At 72.1% G+C, this 17,286-nt stretch carries 10 protein-coding genes; 2 read left to right on the plus strand and 8 right to left on the minus strand.

The window, feature by feature from the left end:
- The 5 genes from HDG69_RS15790 to HDG69_RS15810 all read right to left on the minus strand — a co-directional run bounded on the left by HDG69_RS15790 (position 1) and on the right by HDG69_RS15810 (position 6,178).
- Positions 1 to 714, minus strand: coding sequence for a DUF624 domain-containing protein (locus tag HDG69_RS15790; protein WP_171784790.1), 714 nt, complete (start codon positions 712 to 714; stop codon positions 1 to 3).
- A 174-nt stretch (positions 715 to 888) separates the two neighbouring features.
- Complete coding sequence (locus tag HDG69_RS15795) at positions 889 to 1,761, minus strand: carbohydrate ABC transporter permease (protein WP_171784791.1); 873 nt, start codon at positions 1,759 to 1,761, stop codon at positions 889 to 891.
- On the minus strand, positions 1,761 to 2,717 hold the full coding sequence (locus HDG69_RS15800; RefSeq protein WP_171784792.1) for a carbohydrate ABC transporter permease: 957 nt from the start codon (positions 2,715 to 2,717) through the stop codon (positions 1,761 to 1,763). Before HDG69_RS15800 ends, HDG69_RS15795 begins: the two co-directional genes overlap by 1 nt.
- Before the next feature lie 191 nt (positions 2,718 to 2,908).
- The gene (locus HDG69_RS15805; RefSeq protein ID WP_171784793.1) at positions 2,909 to 4,234 is read right to left on the minus strand and encodes an ABC transporter substrate-binding protein; all 1,326 of its coding nucleotides are present in this window, start codon (positions 4,232 to 4,234) and stop codon (positions 2,909 to 2,911) included.
- A gap of 84 nt (positions 4,235 to 4,318) precedes the next feature.
- Complete coding sequence (locus tag HDG69_RS15810; protein ID WP_171784794.1) at positions 4,319 to 6,178, minus strand: DUF2264 domain-containing protein; 1,860 nt, start codon at positions 6,176 to 6,178, stop codon at positions 4,319 to 4,321.
- Positions 6,179 to 6,351: 173 nt separating this feature from the next.
- Here HDG69_RS15810 and HDG69_RS15815 point away from each other — a divergent pair, with 173 nt between their 5' ends.
- Positions 6,352 to 8,364: a heparinase II/III domain-containing protein gene (locus HDG69_RS15815; RefSeq protein WP_171784795.1), complete on the plus strand. Its 2,013-nt coding sequence runs from the start codon at positions 6,352 to 6,354 to the stop codon at positions 8,362 to 8,364.
- Complete coding sequence (locus HDG69_RS15820; protein WP_171784796.1) at positions 8,361 to 9,467, plus strand: substrate-binding domain-containing protein; 1,107 nt, start codon at positions 8,361 to 8,363, stop codon at positions 9,465 to 9,467. Before HDG69_RS15815 ends, HDG69_RS15820 begins: the two co-directional genes overlap by 4 nt.
- Positions 9,468 to 10,077: 610 nt before the next feature.
- Here the strand turns inward: HDG69_RS15820 and HDG69_RS15825 are convergent.
- The 3 genes from HDG69_RS15825 to HDG69_RS19650 form a co-directional block, all read right to left on the minus strand.
- Positions 10,078 to 10,695, minus strand: coding sequence for a hypothetical protein (locus tag HDG69_RS15825; protein ID WP_171784797.1), 618 nt, complete (start codon positions 10,693 to 10,695; stop codon positions 10,078 to 10,080).
- Positions 10,696 to 10,758: 63 nt separating this feature from the next.
- Positions 10,759 to 14,610, minus strand: a complete 3,852-nt coding sequence (locus tag HDG69_RS15830) for a hypothetical protein (RefSeq protein ID WP_216645778.1) — start codon at positions 14,608 to 14,610, stop codon at positions 10,759 to 10,761.
- A gap of 28 nt (positions 14,611 to 14,638) precedes the next feature.
- Positions 14,639 to 17,143, minus strand: a complete 2,505-nt coding sequence (locus tag HDG69_RS19650) for a discoidin domain-containing protein (RefSeq protein WP_171784798.1) — start codon at positions 17,141 to 17,143, stop codon at positions 14,639 to 14,641.
- Between the last annotated feature and the right edge of the window lie 143 nt (positions 17,144 to 17,286).

Below are 17,286 nucleotides of genomic sequence, written 5' to 3' on the forward strand. Positions count from 1 at the left end.
TCAGGAGGCGGGGGCCGGTGGCGTCACGGCGCGCAGCTGGGCCCGCAGCGCGTAGCGGTGGCTGCCCCACACCGCGAAGAGCAGCGGGGCGGCCGTCACACCGAGCCCGATGGCGGGGCGGGCGACGACGACGCCGGCGAGCAGGCCGAGCACCGCCAGCGCGGCCGCGCTGACGTACCACCGGCGCACGGCGACGAACAGGCTGACGCGCAGCAGGTCGCGCAGCCGGGTGCCGGGCAGCTCCGGGACCGCCACGAGCGCCACGACGGCCGTGGCGACGGCCAGGACGAGCAGCGTGACGAACACCGGGATGGCGAGCGCGCCGATGCGAGCACCCCAGACCGCAGCGACGTCCACCACCAGCACGACGACGACGGCGCTCGTCAGGGCACCGACCGCCAGGGAGCGGCGCAGGTGGTGCCGGTACGCCCGCGCGAAGGTGCGGACCGCCGTCGTCGACCCGTCGGCGGAGTGGGCGCCGAAGACGGCGAACGCGGCCACCAGGGCGGGTGCGGCGACGGGCGCGACCACCGCGAGGGCGGGCCACGACGTCGCCGGGTCGGTGGTCATCAGCAGGACCAGCAGGGGCAGGGTCGCCACCACCAGCAGGAGGTTCGTGGCCAGGCCGACGTAGACGAGGCCGAAGATCGACTCGTACGTCTCCGAGCCGACGCCCTTGCGGGGCGCCCCGGCGCGGGGGCTCCTCGCGCTCATCCTGCGCTCCCCTGTCCGAGCACTGCGGTGCCTCGCACCGGATGCACCTCGTTCCTCGGCGCCCCGGCGCGGGGGCTCCTCGCGCTCATCCTGCACTCCCCTGTCCGAGCACTGCGGTGCCTCGCACCGGATGCACCTCGTTCCTCGGCGCCCCGGCGCGGGGGCTCCTCGCGCTCATCCCTTGACCCCCGTCGTGGCGATGCCCTCGACGAAGAAGCGCTGGCCCAGCAGGAAGATCACGGCCACGGGGATGATGGACAGCACCGAGCCGGTCATGATCAGCGCGTGCTCGGCGTCGTACTGGCCGATGAAGGTCTGCAGCCCGAGCTGGATGGTCCGCAGCTCCGGGCTGCGCAGGTAGATGAGCGGGCCCAGGTAGTCGTTCCACGTGTTGACGAAGGTCAGCAGCGTGAGGCTGGCGATCGCCGGCACGGACAGCGGCATGATGATCCGCCACCAGATGCCGTACTCGCTCATCCCGTCGATCCGGGCCGCCTCGCTCAGCGACTCGGGGATCGAGACGAAGTACTGGCGCATGAGGAACACCGCGAAGGCGCCGAACGCCTGCAGGGCGATGATCGCCCAGAGCGTGTTGTTCAGGCCGATGTTCGACATGATGATGAACTGCGGGATCATGAACGCCTGCCACGGCACGGCCATGGTGCCGACGTAGGCCAGGAACAGCACGTCCCGCCCCGGGAACACGACCTTGGAGAACCCGTAGGCGGCGAAGCTGCCGGTGAGCACCTGCAGGAACGTGACCGTCACCGACAGGATGAGGGTGTTCTGCAGCCACGTCGACATGTCGGACGCCGTCCAGATGTCGAGGTAGTTCCGCCAGACCACGGGGTCGGGGATCCACTGGACCGGGATGGTGAACACCTGGTTGTTCGTCTTGAGCGACGAGATGATCATCCACACGAACGGCATCATGATGAGCGCCGCGGCGACGATGAGCGCGCCGTACCCGAGGACCTTCTTGACCGGGTCGGAGAGCTTGCGCGGCGGTCGGCGGTACCCCACCGCCGGGGTGACGTCCGTGGCCATCAGGCGTCCCTCCTCTTGTTCCACACGAACTGGAAGATCGTCACGGTGAGGCAGATCGCGAACAGCGAGACGGCCACCGCGGACGAGTAGCCGTACTGGCTCTCGACGAAGCCCTTGTCGAAGATGTACTGGCTGAGCACGAGCGTCGACTGCCCCGGTCCGCCGTCCGTCATGACGAGGATCAGGTCGAAGATCTTGAAGCTGCCGATGGTCAGCAGCACGGTGACGAAGAAGGTGGTCGGCCGCAGGCAGGGCAGCGTGACGTTCCGGAACCGGCTCCAGGCGCCGGCGCCGTCGACGCGGGCCGCCTCGTAGAGCTCGCCGGGCACGGTCTGCAGGCCGGCGAGGAACAGCAGCATGTAGTAGCCCATGTCACGCCAGACGCTGACGATGATGACCGCGGGCATCGACCAGTCGGCCGACGTCGTCCACCCGGGGGGGTTCTGCACACCCAGTGCGCCGAGGAACTGGTTGATCGGACCGAACTCGGGGCTGAACAGCATGTTCCACACGGCGGCGATCGCGACGATCGAGGTGATGTACGGCAGGAAGGCCACGGTGCGGAAGAACGCGACGCCCCGGAGCCGGCGGTTGAGCAGCAGGGCGAGCCCCAACGAGGAGACCAGGGTGAGCGGGATGTGGAACACCCCGTAGTACAGGGTGTTGAACAGCGCGGTGTGATAGCTGCCGTCCCCGAGCAGCCGCTGGAAGTTCTCCAGACCGACCCACTCGGCCGCGCCGAAGACGTTCCAGCTGGTGAATGACAGGTAGAACAGCGCGAGCACGGGGATGAGCGTCAGCAGCCCGAAGCCGAGGAAGTTCGGCAGGATGAAGCTCCAGCCGATGAGGGTGTTGCGCAGTGCGAGCCGGCTCCGCGACCGCCGCCGCGGTCGTGGCGGGGCGGGCACCGACGGGCCCGGCCCCCCGTGGGTCTGGTCGACAGCGGTCGTCGCCATGGTCACTCCTGTCTGGTCGCGAGTCGGCGGGTGCCGCCTCCCCGGAGCAGCGGGGCCCTCGCGGGGCCCCGCTGCGACGTCGGGATGGTCAGCCTGTGCTGTCTCAGCCGGTGCCGTACCGGCTGAGACAGCGGTTCCACTCCGGACGAGTGCCTCGTTCCTCGGCCCTCACCCGGTGCTTCACCTTCGGCTCAGCCGATGCCGGCCTCGTTGGCGGCGCGGTCGGACGCCTCGGCGAGCGCGTCCTCGATCGAGTCGGACTCGGACATGATCGCCGAGTGCGCGTCGCCCAGGATGTTCTGCACGACGGCGGTGGTCTCGGAGACCGGGTTCTCCGGCCGGGTGTCGTGGGTCGAGAAGGCGAACGCCGACAGGTCGTCGGTCGGGACGCCGTCGAGGGCGAAGTAGGTGTCCACCACGGTGTCGCTGAGCAGGGCCGGCGTGATGCCGATGCCGGCCAGCGCGTCGGCGCCACCCTCACCGGCGGCGAAGGAGAGGAACTCCTTGGCGGCGGAGATCTTGTCCTCGTCGATCGCCGGGTTGATGCCCAGGCCGGTCGGGTCGCCGAACGTCACCGGCGTGGCGTCGGTGCCGGTGGTGGAGGCGTCGGCCTGCGGGATCGGCGCCATGCCCCACTCGAACTCGTCGGCCTCGCCGGACTCCTGCTGGGCGATGAGCGTCGCGACGTACCAGGAACCCATGGGAAGCATCGCCGCCTCCTGGGTGCCGAACTGCGCCTGGTAGCTCAGCGAGTTGGTGGTGACGGTGCCGAAGGACTCCTGGGCGCCGGACTCCTGCAGGTCGAGGGAGCGCTCGTAGTACGGGGCCAGCCAGGAGTAGTCGCCGGTGTCGAGGGCGGCGCCCTCGGACTGGGCGAGGGCGAAGCCCTGCACCACGGACTGCCACGAGTGCTGGTAGGTGCCCTTGGCGTCGAGCTCGTCGGACAGCTCCTTGGCGGTGTCGACGTAGTCGTCCCAGGTCCAGGAGCCGTCGGGCTCGTCGATGCCGGCCTCGGCGAACAGGTCCTTGTTGTAGAACAGCAGCCAGGCGTCCTGGCGGTACGGCACGGCGTAGGAGGCGCCGTCCATCTCGTAGAAGTCGACGCCGCCCGTCGCGGGGTCGAGGCCGGCGGCGACGTCGGAGACGTCGAGGAGCTGCTGGCCGTCCGCGTAGGTGTAGAAGTTCCTGAGGTTCTTCTGCACGTAGATGTCGGGAGCGGTGCCGCCGGCGAGGTCGGCGATCATCTGGGTGTCGTAGTCGTCGCCCGCGCTGTACTCGGCGAGCTCGACGGTCACGTTCGGGTGCTCCTCGTTGAACGCGTCCGCCAGCGCCTGGAACTCGGGCGTGGTGGACAGGCTCCACCCGGCGAGGCTGAGGGTGACGGGCTCGTCGCCCATCTCCTCGGTGGTGCCCCCGTCACCGGTGGACGGGGTCTCGTCGGTCGTGTCGCCGCCGCACGCGGTGAGCGTGAGGGCGAGGGCGGCGGCCAGGCCGACCGCGGGGATCGTGCGCTTCATGGGTGCTCTCCTTCGAGTTCGCCCGTCCCGTCGTCGGGTGCGGGCCATGGTTTGTCAGGCGCGTCGGATCAGAGGTGTCGGTCGTCAGCCCAGGTGTGTCCGGGTGGTGAGGGCGTCGGGCCAGGTCACGACGGCGGTGTCACCGTCGATCGTGCAGGTGGCGGGCTGCTGCTCCCGAGCGTCACCGCGCAGCGTCACCAGCACGGCGACCCACGTTCCGGGGACGACGGGGCCGTCGAGCACGGGCACGGTGGAACGCTCGCCGAGCGGGCTCGCCCCGTGCCGCTCGACACGGGCCCCGGTCCAGTCCCCGACCAGCGGGTCGAGCCCGGAGACCAGCCCGTCGCCGTCGACGGTGGGCCAGCCGGAGACGCGCAGGGCGACCGGGGTGGCGCCGTCGTCGGCCACGTCCTCGACGCGCACGCACCGCACCTCCCACGGGCCGCGGACCAGCGAGACGGTGGTGATCGTTCCCGCCGAGGTGGTGGTGCCGTGCCGGCCGGAGCCGTGGTCACGCTGGCCGGGCTCCGGGTCGAGCCAGCGGGCCGTGGCCCGCGAGGCCGCCACGGCCACGCCGTCGCGCACCTCGGGAGCGCGCAGCACCTCGAACCCGGCGCGGTGGCTGGCCCGGCCGGCGGCGTCGAGGAGCGCCACCGACTGCTCGACGGGCGAGTCCCAGCTCTCCTCGTCGAGCCACGGGCTGGTGGCGGTCGAGTACCCGAGGCGCGCGTACAACGGTGAGTCCCCGACCTCGGCACCGGGCAGCGCGTGGTCGGTGCCGTGGTTGACCACGCGGACGACGCCGTCGGCCCGGGTACCGCTGACGATCCAACCGGGTGCCGCGACGGTGCGCAGCACGTCCCCGGTCTGGACGGGCAGCGGCTCGGCAGGCGCGGTCCACACGGGGTGCTCGGCGGGCAGCGCGAGGCCGAGCATCCCCTTGCTGGCCCAGTAGGGCGAGCCGGTGCCGGAGTAGGCCTGGGCGATGCGCGGCCAGGCGTGGTGCCAGCCCATGGTGAGCAGGCCGTCGTCGTCGGGAGCACCGCGCTCCGCGAAGTGACCGACGACGGCGCTCGCGGCGTGGCGCAGCCGGCCCGGTGAGTGCGAGGGGACCTCGGCCATCGCGCCGACCCAGAAGGGCGCGGCGGCGGCGAAGCGGTAGGCGAGCGAGCGACCCTGGACCAGCGGGGAGCCGTCGCCGCCGACCAGCGCGAGCGCGTCGGTGAGGAAGCGGTCGAGCTGGGCGACGTCGTGCTCGCGTCGCGGTGCGGCCAGGTCCTGGGCGCCGGCCATGCGCGCCCAGAGCGTCGGGTAGAGGTGCAGCGCCCAGCCGTTGTAGTGGTCGAACGACCGCTCCGCGCCGTCGGCGAGCCAGCCGTCGGCGCGGGCGAAGGTGTCGTGGGTGGCCAGGTCCTCGCGCATCTCGTCGAGGGAGTGCGGGCCGCCGACGCCGCGCAGGAAGGTCTGCACGACGAGGCGGAACCAGACCCAGTTGATGCGGGGGTAGGTGTCGTCCCCGACGGCCTCGGCGAGGTAGTCGACCACCTGCTCCTGGACGCGCGGGTCGAGCCGGTCCCAGACCCACGGGCGGGTCAGGTCGAGGATCAGCGCGATCGAGGCAGCCTCGACCTTGGCCTGCGCGTGCTCGGAGAGCCGCTGCCAGCGCTCCGGGGAGGCCGGGTCGGTGCCGGTGGCCAGCCCGGCGGCGAATCGTTCGGCGTACCCGTGCGGGTCCTCGCCGTCGTCCCCGGCGAGGCGGAATCCGGCGAGCAGGAAGGTGCGCGCGAAGCCCTCGAGGCCGTCGATCGCGCGGCCGTAGCCGCCCTCGGCACCGGGAAGGGTGACGAGGGACCCGCCGGGCGAGGTGAAGGGGGCGACGGCGGCGAGCATCCGGTCGGCGTGTGCCGCCCAGGCCCCGCGATCCCAGCTCGCTGGCTCCGGCATGTCGTCCTTCCTCGTCGAATGCGTGGGCCGCCTCGTAGCGCCCCTGCCCGATCCACTTCGATCGAACACGTTCGAAGTAAATAGGTCATCTTCTGGCCATGTCAACCACGTTGCTGTACTGTGATGATCGTTTCCGATCGTTTGGATCGTGACGCAGATCTCGATGAGGAGAGATGGGTACCGAGGAACGTTTCATCGGGCCGCTGGCGGCGGCCCTCGACCCCGTGGCCGGCACCGTGACGACGGCCGGCCTGCTGCGCGACCCCGGCGACGCCCTGCCCGTCGCCCCCGCGAACGACCGCAACGCCTGGGACCCGAGCGCCGGCGTCGCGCACGGTGCGACCGTCGAGGCCGTCGTGAGCCGGGCGCAGGCCGACCGCGGGTCCCCCTGGCCCCAGCCGCTGGCCAGCACCGCCGCCCGCGTGCACCACGACGGTGACCGGAACACGCACGAACAGCTCGTCTTCACCCGCCAGCACCGACTGTCCCGAGCCGTCCTCGCCGCAGCGACGACCCTCGACGACGCATGGGTCGACGAGGCCGCCGACGGGATCTGGCAGCTCTGCGAGCAGAGCTCGTGGTGCTGGCCCGCGCACGACGACACCCGCGCCCGCCACGGCTCCGTGCTGGCCACCGTCACCGACCCCTTCCTCGACCTCGGCGCCGGCGAGGTCGCCGCCCAGCTCGCCTGGGCCGACCACGTGCTCGCCGACCCGCTCGACGAGCGCTACCCCGGGCTGCGCCAGCGCGTCCGCCACGAGGTCCGGACCCGCGTCGTCGACCCGTTCCTGCGCCGCCGCGACTGGCACTGGCTCGGCCTCGACGGGCACGTGCACAACTGGAACCCGTGGATCCACGGCAACGTGCTCGTCGCCGGGCTCCGGCTGCTCGACGGCGCCGACGAGGCTGCCGACCGGGCCCGCGTCGTCGACCTCTGCGTCCAGGGCATCGACCGCTACGTCGCCGCCCTGCCGGTCGACGGCGCGATCGACGAGGGGTACGGGTACTGGTGGAACGGCGCGTGCCGCGCCCTGGAGGCCCTCGACGTCCTACGGCACGCCACCGGCGGCGCCCTCGACGCCCTCGACCCCGCCGTCGTCCCGCCCGCCCTGCGCGAGACCGTCGCGTTCCCGCACCGCATGCACCTCGGTGGCGACTGGTACCTCAGCGTCGCCGACGCGCAGGCCCGCACCACCGCCGTCCAGCCCTGGCACGCCCTGCACCGCGCGGCCCGGGCGGTGGGGGACGACGACGCCGCGGCCTACGCGGTCGCCCAGGCGGGCACGGGTGCGCCGTCCGTCCCGGGTGCGCTGTCCGGCACGGTCGCGCAGGAGGACGCGGGGCTGGGCCGCCTGCTGCGTTGCGTGACCGACACCCGCTGGCACGCCGCGCTCGACGCCGGCGCCACCGCCCCGCTCCCCCGGTCGTCCTGGTGGGCGTCCACCCAGGTGCTCGTCGTCCGTGAGCGCCCCGGGAGCGCCGACGGCCTGGCCCTGTCGGTCAAGGGCGGCCACAACGGCGAGGCCCACAACCACAACGACGTCGGCTCGGTGACGGTCGCCAGCGACGGCGTGCCCGTGGTGGTCGACGCGGGACGCCCCACCTACACGGCGCAGACGTTCGGCCCCGACCGGTACGACATCTGGACCATGCAGTCCTCCTGGCACTGCGTGCCGGAGGTCGCCGGGACGGCGCAGGGTGTGGGGGAGGAGTTCCGGGCGCGCGACGTCGAGCTGCTCGACGACCCGGCCGGCGACCCGCACGGGCTGGCGATGGACCTCGCCGCCGCCTACCTGGTGCCCGGCCTGCGCCGGTGGCGCCGCAGCGCCCGCCTCGATCGGTCCGGCGACGGCACGCGGGTCGTGATCGACGACGCCTGGGACCTCGGGGACACCGGCGCGCCGACGACGGTGCGGTTCCTGCTGGCGGGCGACGTCACGCTCGGTCCCGGTTCCGCGACCGTCAGGCCCCTGGACGGCGCCGCACCGGTCCGCCTGGAGTGGCCCGCGGGCGCCCGGGCCTCGCTGACCGTCCGGCCCCTCGACGACCCGCTGCTCAGCGACGTCTGGGGCGAACGCCTGACCCGGCTCGACCTCGACGTCTCGGACCGGCGCGAGGCGCGGGTGGTCATCACCCGCGAGCACGCCGCCCGGTCGACGACCACCTCGACGAAGGAGACCTTGTGAGCACCGAGAGCCCGCGCTCGCCGCTGCCCGCCGAACGACGTTCCCACCTGCTGCGCGTCCTGGAGCGTGACGGGGTGGTCCGCGTCGCCGACCTGACGGCCGAGCTGGAGGTCACCGCGGTGACCGTCCGCCGGGACATCGCCCAGCTCGAGCAGGAAGGGCTGCTGACCAGGGTGCACGGCGGCGCCGTCCCGGCCGACCCTGCGCGCGGGCTCCAGGGCCACGCGTCGGCCGCACCGCACGACGCCGCCGAGGCGATCGGGGTGCTCGTCCCCTCCCTGGACTACTACTGGCCCGGCGTCGTGCGCGGCATGGAGGCCGAGGCACGCAAGCACGGCCTGCGGATCGTCCTGCGCGGGTCGTCGTACGACACGACCGACGAGCGGCCCGCCCTGCGTCGCCTCGTCGACACCGACGGGGTGCGCGGGATCATCTGCGCCCCGCGCATCGACGGCTCGCATGCGCAGGACGTCGCCGAGTGGCTCGCCGCCGCCGACGTGCCGCACGTCCTCGTCGAGCGCGAGGCGGCCCGTGCCCCGCACCGGGACGCCCTGGAGGCGGTCGTCTCGGACCACGCCCTCGGGGCCCTCATGGCCGTCCACCACCTCGCCGACCAGGGCCACCGCCGGGTCGGCCTCGTGCTGTCGCGAGAGTCCCCGACGTCACGGAAGATCGCGGCGGGCTGGCGCGCCGCGTGCAACGACCTTGGGCTGACCAGCGACGAACACTTCGAGCGGCTCGCGCCGGACCGGAGCCGCCCCGAGTTCTCCGGCGTCATCGACGAGGTCATCTCGACAGCCCTCAGCTCCGGGACCACCGGCCTGCTGGTGCACTCCGACCCGGAGGCCTCCGCCGTCGCGCAGGGCGCCATGGACCGCGGGCTCGACGTGCCGGGCGACCTGTCCGTCGTGGCCTACGACGACGAGGTCGCGAACCTCTTCAGCCCGGCGATGACGGCAGTCCGCCCGCCGCGCGACGCCGTGGGCCACGCGGCCGTCGACCTGCTGGTCAAGCGCATCGCCGACCCGTCGCGGCCGGTGCACCGCATGGCGATCAGCCCGCGGCTCATGGTCCGCGAGTCCACCGGGCCGGCTCCCGGCTAAGCAGTGAGTCCGCTTGTCCGCGCTCGCACCTTCATCGCAGGCGCGGTCATGTACGTATCGGCGAGCCGGGTGCCGAGTCGGGCGTGGTGTCGTTGCGCAGACGCGACAAGTCTCATGCGAGTACGTCGCTTGCGACGGCAGGCGATAGCGCCAGCAAACTGTCTTCATGGAACAGAGCGGAACCACATCCGGGCAAGAGCGTCGAGAATCCACCAACCTAGAGCAAGGATCGCCGCAATAACTACAACGATGAGAAGGATGCGATACGCAATCTTCATCTTGGCCTACCACCGGGCATAAGATGCTCACTTCCTATAAATCTCAGAACGGCACCCAAAAAAAGCTTCACGTCGGCAATCTCAGCAGTGCAGGTATAGATCGGCACTTCGCCGATCCGGTGGGGCGCAGCCGAGGTCCCCGCTGATCGGAAGCGACCAAGCAAATTGATCCGCTTCGAGCGCCCCGACGTTGCCCAACGTTACGGGGCGCGCTGAGCGCGCGCCAGCGACGAGAAGGAGTACCAGGACCGGCACCAGACGAAGGGCTTAAGGGCCCGGCCCCGCGACCGTGGCGGTCGCGAGGCCGGGCCCTTGTGGACGTCAGGCGGGGCTCAGCCCTCGAACAGCGAGAGCGTCAGGGTGGACGAGTAGTCACCCGCCGGGGTGTCGGTGGGCACCCGCAGCGTGAGGTCCGCCTCGACGCCCCACGTGCCGGGCTCCGAGGCCCACGTCGAGACCAGCAGCTCCTGGCCCTGCAGGCCGACGGCGTCGGCACCCGAGCCGTCGGCGATCACCGAGGACACCGGCTCGCCGGCCGCCACGTCGCCACCCGGACCGGCCACCAGCCGCGGCGTCCACCCCAGGTACTCCGCGCCGAACGCGTCGGCCCCGTCCGACGTGAAGTCGGCCGCCTGCCCCACCACGGCCCAGTAGGAGCCCTCGGGGACCTGCTCGGCGGACCGGGTGTCGCTCACCGTCACCGTGGGCAGCGCCCCGGTGAACTGGCGGGCGTCGTCGTCCGAGCCGTCCTCGGCCAGCTCCACGGCGTCGTGCGCCGCGACCGACATCGCCAGTGTCCCGGGCGGCGACAGGTCCTCGATCGTGACCGACAGGTCCACGCCGTCGGAGTCGTCGTCCCCGGCGGCCGCGCTCGCGAGCCCGACCACCCCGGCCATCGCCAGGACGCTCACGCCGACGGCCATCCGCCGGGCGCCTGCATTCTTGTCCATCTCGTCCTTCTTCCTCGTCGAAGCTCGGGCCCGGGGGGCCGTGCCGGCCCCCCGGGCGTGGGTTCAGGAGCAGTCGGCCGCCTCGTGGTCCGCGTCGACCTCGACCGAGCGGCCGGCGTCGTCCGTGGCCGTGACCGACACGGACCCGGCGTCCACCTGGGCGGACCGGGTGGCGAACGACTGGTACCCGCTGTCACCCGGCTCCACCCCGGTGACCTCCCGGCTGCCGAACGCCGTCTCCAGCAGCAGGTCGACCGGGCCGTCGGACTCGTTGACCGCCCGGACGGCCACCATCACGCGCTTGCCCACGCACCGCGGCTCGGCCGACACCGAGACCGTCGGGCCGGCCTGGGGCTCGCCCGCCACGGCGAGCCAGCTCAGCACCGGCGCCTCGGTGCCGCCGTCGGCCGCGACGCTGAACGTCACCACGGCGTCCTCGGGGAGGTCGAGCGTCCCGCTGATCACGGCGGACCGACCGTTGCTGCCGTTCGGGAACGAGGCCGTGCCGAGCGGGACCGTCTGCTCGTCGCCGCCGGCCGTCGTCCAGGTGACCGAGGTCGCCAGGTCCCGCGACCGTCCGCTGCCCGGGTTCCACCACTCGGTGTGGCCGGACGAGACCTCGTAGCTGCCGGCGTCCAGGCTGAGCCGGTACTCGATCGCCTGGCCCGTGCCCGAGGAGTAGTAGCCGGTCTCGCGCGTCTTGTCATACGGGCTGGTGCCGACCGGTGCCTTGACCCCGTAGGACGCGACCCGGCCCCAGCCGGCGTCGGCCGACCACGCGGCGTCGGCCTGGTCGTTGAGCAGCCCCCCGCCGGTGGCGGCGGCGTGGTCGCGGACGGCCTCGTAGGCCTCGGCCGTGGGGACCAGCGGCGCCGCGGCGTCGACGAAGTAGACGACGCCCTCGGGAACGACCTCGACCACGGTCGAGACGCGCAACGACGGGTCGTTCACGAACGTGCCCTGCACGGTGACCATCGCATACGCCGTGTCGAAGTCGGCCGGTCGGACCAGCCAGTCGACCTCCGCGTCGATGGTCGTGCCGGCAGCGCTCGTCGCCCGGACGGTCTCGGGCAGCCCCACGGCCTGGCCCGCCACGACGACGGAGCGGGCCACCGGCTCGGCGACCGCGACGGGCCGCTCCTCGTCCGGCACCTCGGGCACCTCGGCGCCCCCGGTGAGCAGGTCCACGCCGTCGAGCCCGAGGGTGCCGGACACCACCCGTACCGTCACGGTGTGCTCGCCCTGCGGCAGGCCGCGCAGCCAGTAGGACGTCTGCCGTGCCCCGGTGGCACCCACCTGCTCGGTCCGCGGGGCACGGTCGTCCACCTGGACCTCGATGGTAGCCTGACCGGTCTCGCCGTACAGGTCGAACCCGGTGCCGTCGAGGTCGAACCGGACGGACTGGCCGGTCGCGACCAGGTGCCGGGTGCGGTTGTCGTGGGCGAAGCCCGACTGGCTGAAGGTGGCACCGTCGGGGTACTCGATGCGCGGGTCGGAGTCGTCGATCTTCTCCGAGGCCCAGGCATACCCGTCGATCGGGGTGACCTCGAGGTCGTCGTACCGCGTGTTGTAGTACCCGCTGACCAGCGAGATCCGACCGGTCATCACGGGGTTGGCGCCGGCGTCGACGTAGGTGGCGAGCTCCTCGCCGTCCACCGAGGCCGTGATGACGTTCTCGCGCGCCTCGACGCTCAGCGTGTGCCAGGACTCGGGGTCGAAGTCCTCGATGACCCCCTCCGCCACGGGCACGTCGAGCCGACGCAGCTGCCAGGAGCCGTCGTCGTGCACGTGCGCCGCGTAGGTCGCCTGGTCGCCGCCGCGGGCGTACAGCTGGCGGACGCCGAGCCCGGCGAAGTTGTCGAGGCCCGGGTCGCGCTCGACGAGATCGAGCCGGAAGTCGACCGACGCGGTGTAGTTGGCCCAGCGGTGCTCCCCGAGCACGGTCGTCGGCGCCGCCGTCGACGGGTTGTCCTGCGTGCCGTCACCCCAGACGTTCCACGTGAAACCCCTGTTCTCGGCGTGGTTCTGCTGCTGCAGCACGTTGCCCCGTGCACCGGAGGTCTCGACGACCTCGAAGGCCCCGTTCTGGTCCGCCGTGTAGCGCGCCGCCCCGCCCCGCCGTTCGACGTAGGACATCTCGGTGCCACCGACCACGGTGGTCGGGTAGTCGCTGTACTCGAAGTCGTCGCCGTAGGGCAGGGCGAGGATCTCGTCCTGCGCCTCGGGCGCGAAGTCGCCGGGCGTGTACTCCTCGGTGACGCCGCGCACCCCGTTCTCCAGGGTCGAGAGCGTGAGGATCGAGTACGGCTCCACGTGCACCCGGTAGACGTGGTGATCGGTGCCCTCGATCGTCTCCGAGCGCACCGGGTCGAGCCCGCCGACCTGCTGGAAGTGGTTCGCGTCGTACACCTGGCCGTCGTCCGGCCCGCGGGTCTGCCAGGCGTGCAGGGTGCGCGCCTCGCCGAGGTTGGCCACCTTCACCTCGAACCACCGGTCGTCGGCGGTGTTGTTGGCGTGCACCTGGCTGAAGTCCGGTGCGCCGTCGTCGGCGGCCGGGGTCCGCGCGGTCATCACGGTCCGGGTGGAGGTGTCGACGAGCGTGCCGCCGTCGCCCTTGGTGCCGTCGCCGCGGGTGGCGCCCTCGATGTACTCCCAGCCGTGGTCGATGAACTGGTGGAAGTGCCGCACGGTGCTGATGCCGATGCCGCCCTCCCAGTAGCCGGACCACGGGTCGGAGGCCCGGATCAGGTGCTTGGGCGAGTACTGGGTGCCCTCGTACATGGCGCTCACGGCCGGCTGGAACAGGAACGTCGTCATGTAGCCGGGGTGCTCCCCGGCGCCGTCCCAGCGGTAGGCGTTGATGAAGCGGTCGGCGATGTCGGCGGCGCTGGTGGCCCCGCCGACGCCGCCGCGCTCGGGCTCGGCGTGCAGCCGGTACTGCGGGTCGATCATGGGGGCGATCGCCTCGGAGTACAGGATCTGCATCCCGTGCTCCTTGTTGAGCGCGGTGACGTTGGGCCCGCCGACGATGTCGTAGTGGTAGCCGAGGGCGTCCACGTGGTCGAGCGCCTCCGGGTGGTTGAGGATCCGCCCGGCGATGGCGTCCCCCTCACGGTAGGAGTCCAGCGCCACGATCTTGATGTCGCGGTAGTCGAAGCGGGCGTCCTCGGCCTGCGCGTCGCGCTCGAGCCACTGGGCGAACTGCACCGTCCAGTCCAGCTCGGCAGCCTGCCACGAGCCACCGCGCACCTCGTTCTGCGAGGGGCTGACCCAGTCGAGCTCGACCCCGAAGGTGTCGTACGCGGCGTCGATCGTCTCCTTGTACCACTGGTACCGCTTGACCGGGTCGGTACCCGTCCAGGAGGGCTCGCCCCAGCGCAGCACCTCGGTCTCGATGTCCGGGTTGATGGTCAGCGCGTCGGCGATGAAGTGGAAGCCCGCCCCGCGCAGCACGTTGGCCGGCTCGTCCTCGGTGCGCTTGGTGGCCGGCTCGGTCCCCGAGGAGGTGTTGGTGTCGCTGCCCAGCTCGGCCTTGATGTGCATCAGGCCCGCGCCCTCGTCGGGGTCGAACAGCAGGTGCATGATCCGCCAGTAGGCGTCCGGGTTCTCCTCCTTGTAGTCGAGCAGGAGATTGCCGGTGTTGTTGCAGTTCACGGCGCCGAAGCCGCCGAAGGTGTTGAACGCGGTCCCGTCGTCGCGGCGGTCGACGTCCTCGCCGTCCACGACGATCTCGCGCCAGTCGATGCTGGGGTCATCAAGATCGACGGCGGTCGATGCCGTCGCGGGTGCCGGGAGGGCGGTCGCCGTGAGCGGGGCGAGCGCCCCACCGACGACGAGCGCCGCCGTCGTCGTGAGCGCTGCCAGGGTCCGCGGGCGTCGCCCACGGCGAGGAGGTGCGGTACTCGGTGGTGTCATCGCTGATCCTGTCGTCGTCGACGGGGGGTCATGAGCAGTCGGCCCCCGCATGGGTGGTGGGCACGACGGCGGTCCGGCCCGTCGGGTCGGTCACCGTCACCGTCACGGACCCGGCCTCGACCGAGGCCTGCCGGGTCGCGAACGTCTGGTAGGCGCTGGCACCGGGGGCGACGTCGGCGACGTCCCGCGTGCCGTAGGCAGAACCGAGAGTCACGTCGACCGGGCCGTCGGACGTGTTGACCGCCCGGACGGCCAGCAGCGCACGACCGCCGAGGCAGCGCACCTCGGCCTCCGTCGTCGCCTGCGGTCCGTCCCCGGTGGGGCCGGGCAGGACGATCTCGGGGATCTTCAGCCAGGACCCCGGGGTGTCGAACGTCAGCCGGACCCCGCTCGTGACGACGGGTTCGAAGGAGATCCTGGTCTGCGCCCCGGGCGCGGCGACAGTCCCGCTCGGCGAGCTGACCGGCCGCCAGGAGCCGTCGGCGTCCTGGTGCTCGACGCCCACCGACGCGATCGTGCCCTCGGTGCTCGTGAACCGCACGGACCCGACCCGGTGCCGGTCGGCCAGGGAGATCGTGAAGCTGACCCTGTCCTGCTTGCCCGAGCCGCTGGCCCAGGTGGACCAGGTGGTGGCGTGATCGCCGTCGCAGGCGGCCTGCGCCGGGAAGGTGCCGTAGTCGGTCTGGTGGAACGACGCGGAGACCGTCGTGCCGGGCTCGGTGCACAGGTTCGCCGGCCCGGTCACGTCGACGGTGGCGGTGACGTGGCGGCCGGCCAGCGGCCCGTCGCCGGCGACGTGGCCCTCCAGCGGGTACGTCCCCGGGGCGCTGAACGCCGCGTCGAGGCTCGCGGGGCTCCAGCGGGCGGTCAGGTCGTCGTACCGCACGCCGTCGACCACGACGTCGAAGGTCGGGTCGAAGTCGTCGCGGTCCTCCGTGCTCGCCTCGAGCTCCAGGGGGGCCACCGGCTCCAGGGGACGGAAGAGCGTCTCGTTGCGGGGGTCCCAGGGCCCGACGTTCTCGATCGTGAGGTCGCCGGTCTGCGAGTCCACCTGGACCGGCGCCCAGACGTACCGCGACCCCTGGCCCGCCGACCCCGTGCTCGGGTCGATCTTCCAGCGGTCGCCCATGTAGACGAAGTGCCCGGCCTCCTGGTCGAGGGTGATGACGAAGGTCGGCTGGGAGTCGAAGCACATCGCCGGGTCGGCGGTGCCGACGTCGTCGCGGTCGGCGGCGCCGACGCAGGGGTTGCCCAGCCGCTCCCACTGGCCGGTGGCCGGGTGCCCGTCGTGGTTGCCGACGACCGCCTCGGTCGGCGTGATCATCGAGCGCGAGCGGTACGCCACGACCGGGGTCGAGGCCCACCCGTCGGTGCCCGAGGTGATCATGTAGTACCAGCCGCCGGTCTTGAAGACGGCGGAGGCCTCGCGGCTGAAGTCCGGCAGCACCCGGTTCGAGAAGTCCTCGCCGAGCGTGGCGTCCGTGCCCTCGGCCAGCGGACCGGTGTACTCGGCGTTCAGGCGCGAGACGTACATCCACTTGTTCATCTCGGAGGAGTACACGGCGTACGCGTCGTCGGCCACGGGGTCGACGGCGTGCTCTCCCTCGTCCTGGAAGACCGTCATGTCGCGGGAGTCGCCCTCCCGCCCCGCCGGGGGTACGCCCTCGGCCCAGTTCATCTTCGTGGTGTTGACGAGCCTGAACGGGCCCCAGGGCGTGTCGGACGTCGCGAAGCCGATCTCGGCCCGCCCGTAGCGTGACCCGAGGTCGCGGTCGGCCGGGTCACCGCCGCCGTCGACCCAGCGGCGGAGCTCGGTGCTCGTCGCCAGCGGACCGTCGGCGTGGTAGATGATGACGAACTTGCTGGTCTTGGCGTTCCACAGCATCTTCGGACGCTCGACGATGTTGATGTTCCCGTTGAGCCGGTAGCTGGCGTTCGCCAGGTTGTCCTCGTCGTAGGAGGCCGCGACGCCGTTCGCCTCGTCGGCCCAGGTCTCGACGTAAGGGGCGACGAACGCCTTGGCCTCGTCGATCTGCTCCTGGGTCGACCCGTCGTCCGGGGCGGTCTTGTTCGCGACGTCCTTGAGCGCCTCGACCTTCGCCGGGTCGACCTGCACCTCGCCGTCCTCGACCGTCAGCGTGAAGTGCTGGTGGGTCGGCAGGACCCGGCCGAGGTCGTGCCAGGTCGCCAGGTCGGTCGACCAGTACCCCCGCACCCCGTCGACCGGTCGGGTGGCGTTCGTCTTGTCCTCCCCGTACCAGAGGTGGACGTCCTGGTCCTGGGTGCCGTCACCGGTGATGTCCAGGCCGACCTCGGCCTCCGAGACGGTGACGACGGAGCCGCCGTGCGCCATGATCGGGTGGCCGTCGGCGTCCGGCCAGGCCGTCCCGTCCGGGGCGGGCACCGTCGACCCGGGCTCCGTCGAGGCGGGGGCGGCCGCGGCGCCGGCCGTCGTCGCCAGCCCTGCGGTGACGACGAGGGCCGCGACGGTCAGGCAGGAGGCGCTCCACGCGCGCCGGGGGTGGTCGAGCACGGCAATCTCCTTCGATCGCTGGCGCCCCACCGTCACGAACGTCGGTGATCGTGGGTGGACGTCGACGGCCGACGTCCCCGCGGTGGCTGCGTGTGGGCTCGAACCTACGATCGGTCCTGGACCGATTCAACAGAACCGCTCAA

It is taken from the genome of Isoptericola halotolerans, assembly GCF_013149785.1.
GTDB classification, from domain to species: domain Bacteria; phylum Actinomycetota; class Actinomycetes; order Actinomycetales; family Cellulomonadaceae; genus Isoptericola; species Isoptericola halotolerans.

Excerpts from the sequence above, each read along its gene's own strand:
- HDG69_RS15790 (WP_171784790.1), bottom strand. The coding sequence starts at position 714 with ATGAGCGCGAGGAGCCCCCGCGCCGGGGCGCCCCGCAAGGGCGTCGGC.
- HDG69_RS15810 (WP_171784794.1), bottom strand. The coding sequence starts at position 6,178 with ATGCCGGAGCCAGCGAGCTGGGATCGCGGGGCCTGGGCGGCACACGCC.
- HDG69_RS15795 (WP_171784791.1), bottom strand. The coding sequence starts at position 1,761 with ATGGCCACGGACGTCACCCCGGCGGTGGGGTACCGCCGACCGCCGCGC.
- HDG69_RS15825 (WP_171784797.1), bottom strand. The coding sequence starts at position 10,695 with ATGGACAAGAATGCAGGCGCCCGGCGGATGGCCGTCGGCGTGAGCGTC.
- HDG69_RS15815 (WP_171784795.1), top strand. The coding sequence starts at position 6,352 with ATGGGTACCGAGGAACGTTTCATCGGGCCGCTGGCGGCGGCCCTCGAC.
- HDG69_RS15800 (WP_171784792.1), bottom strand. The coding sequence starts at position 2,717 with ATGGCGACGACCGCTGTCGACCAGACCCACGGGGGGCCGGGCCCGTCG.
- HDG69_RS15805 (WP_171784793.1), bottom strand. The coding sequence starts at position 4,234 with ATGAAGCGCACGATCCCCGCGGTCGGCCTGGCCGCCGCCCTCGCCCTC.
- HDG69_RS15830 (WP_216645778.1), bottom strand. The coding sequence starts at position 14,610 with ATGACACCACCGAGTACCGCACCTCCTCGCCGTGGGCGACGCCCGCGG.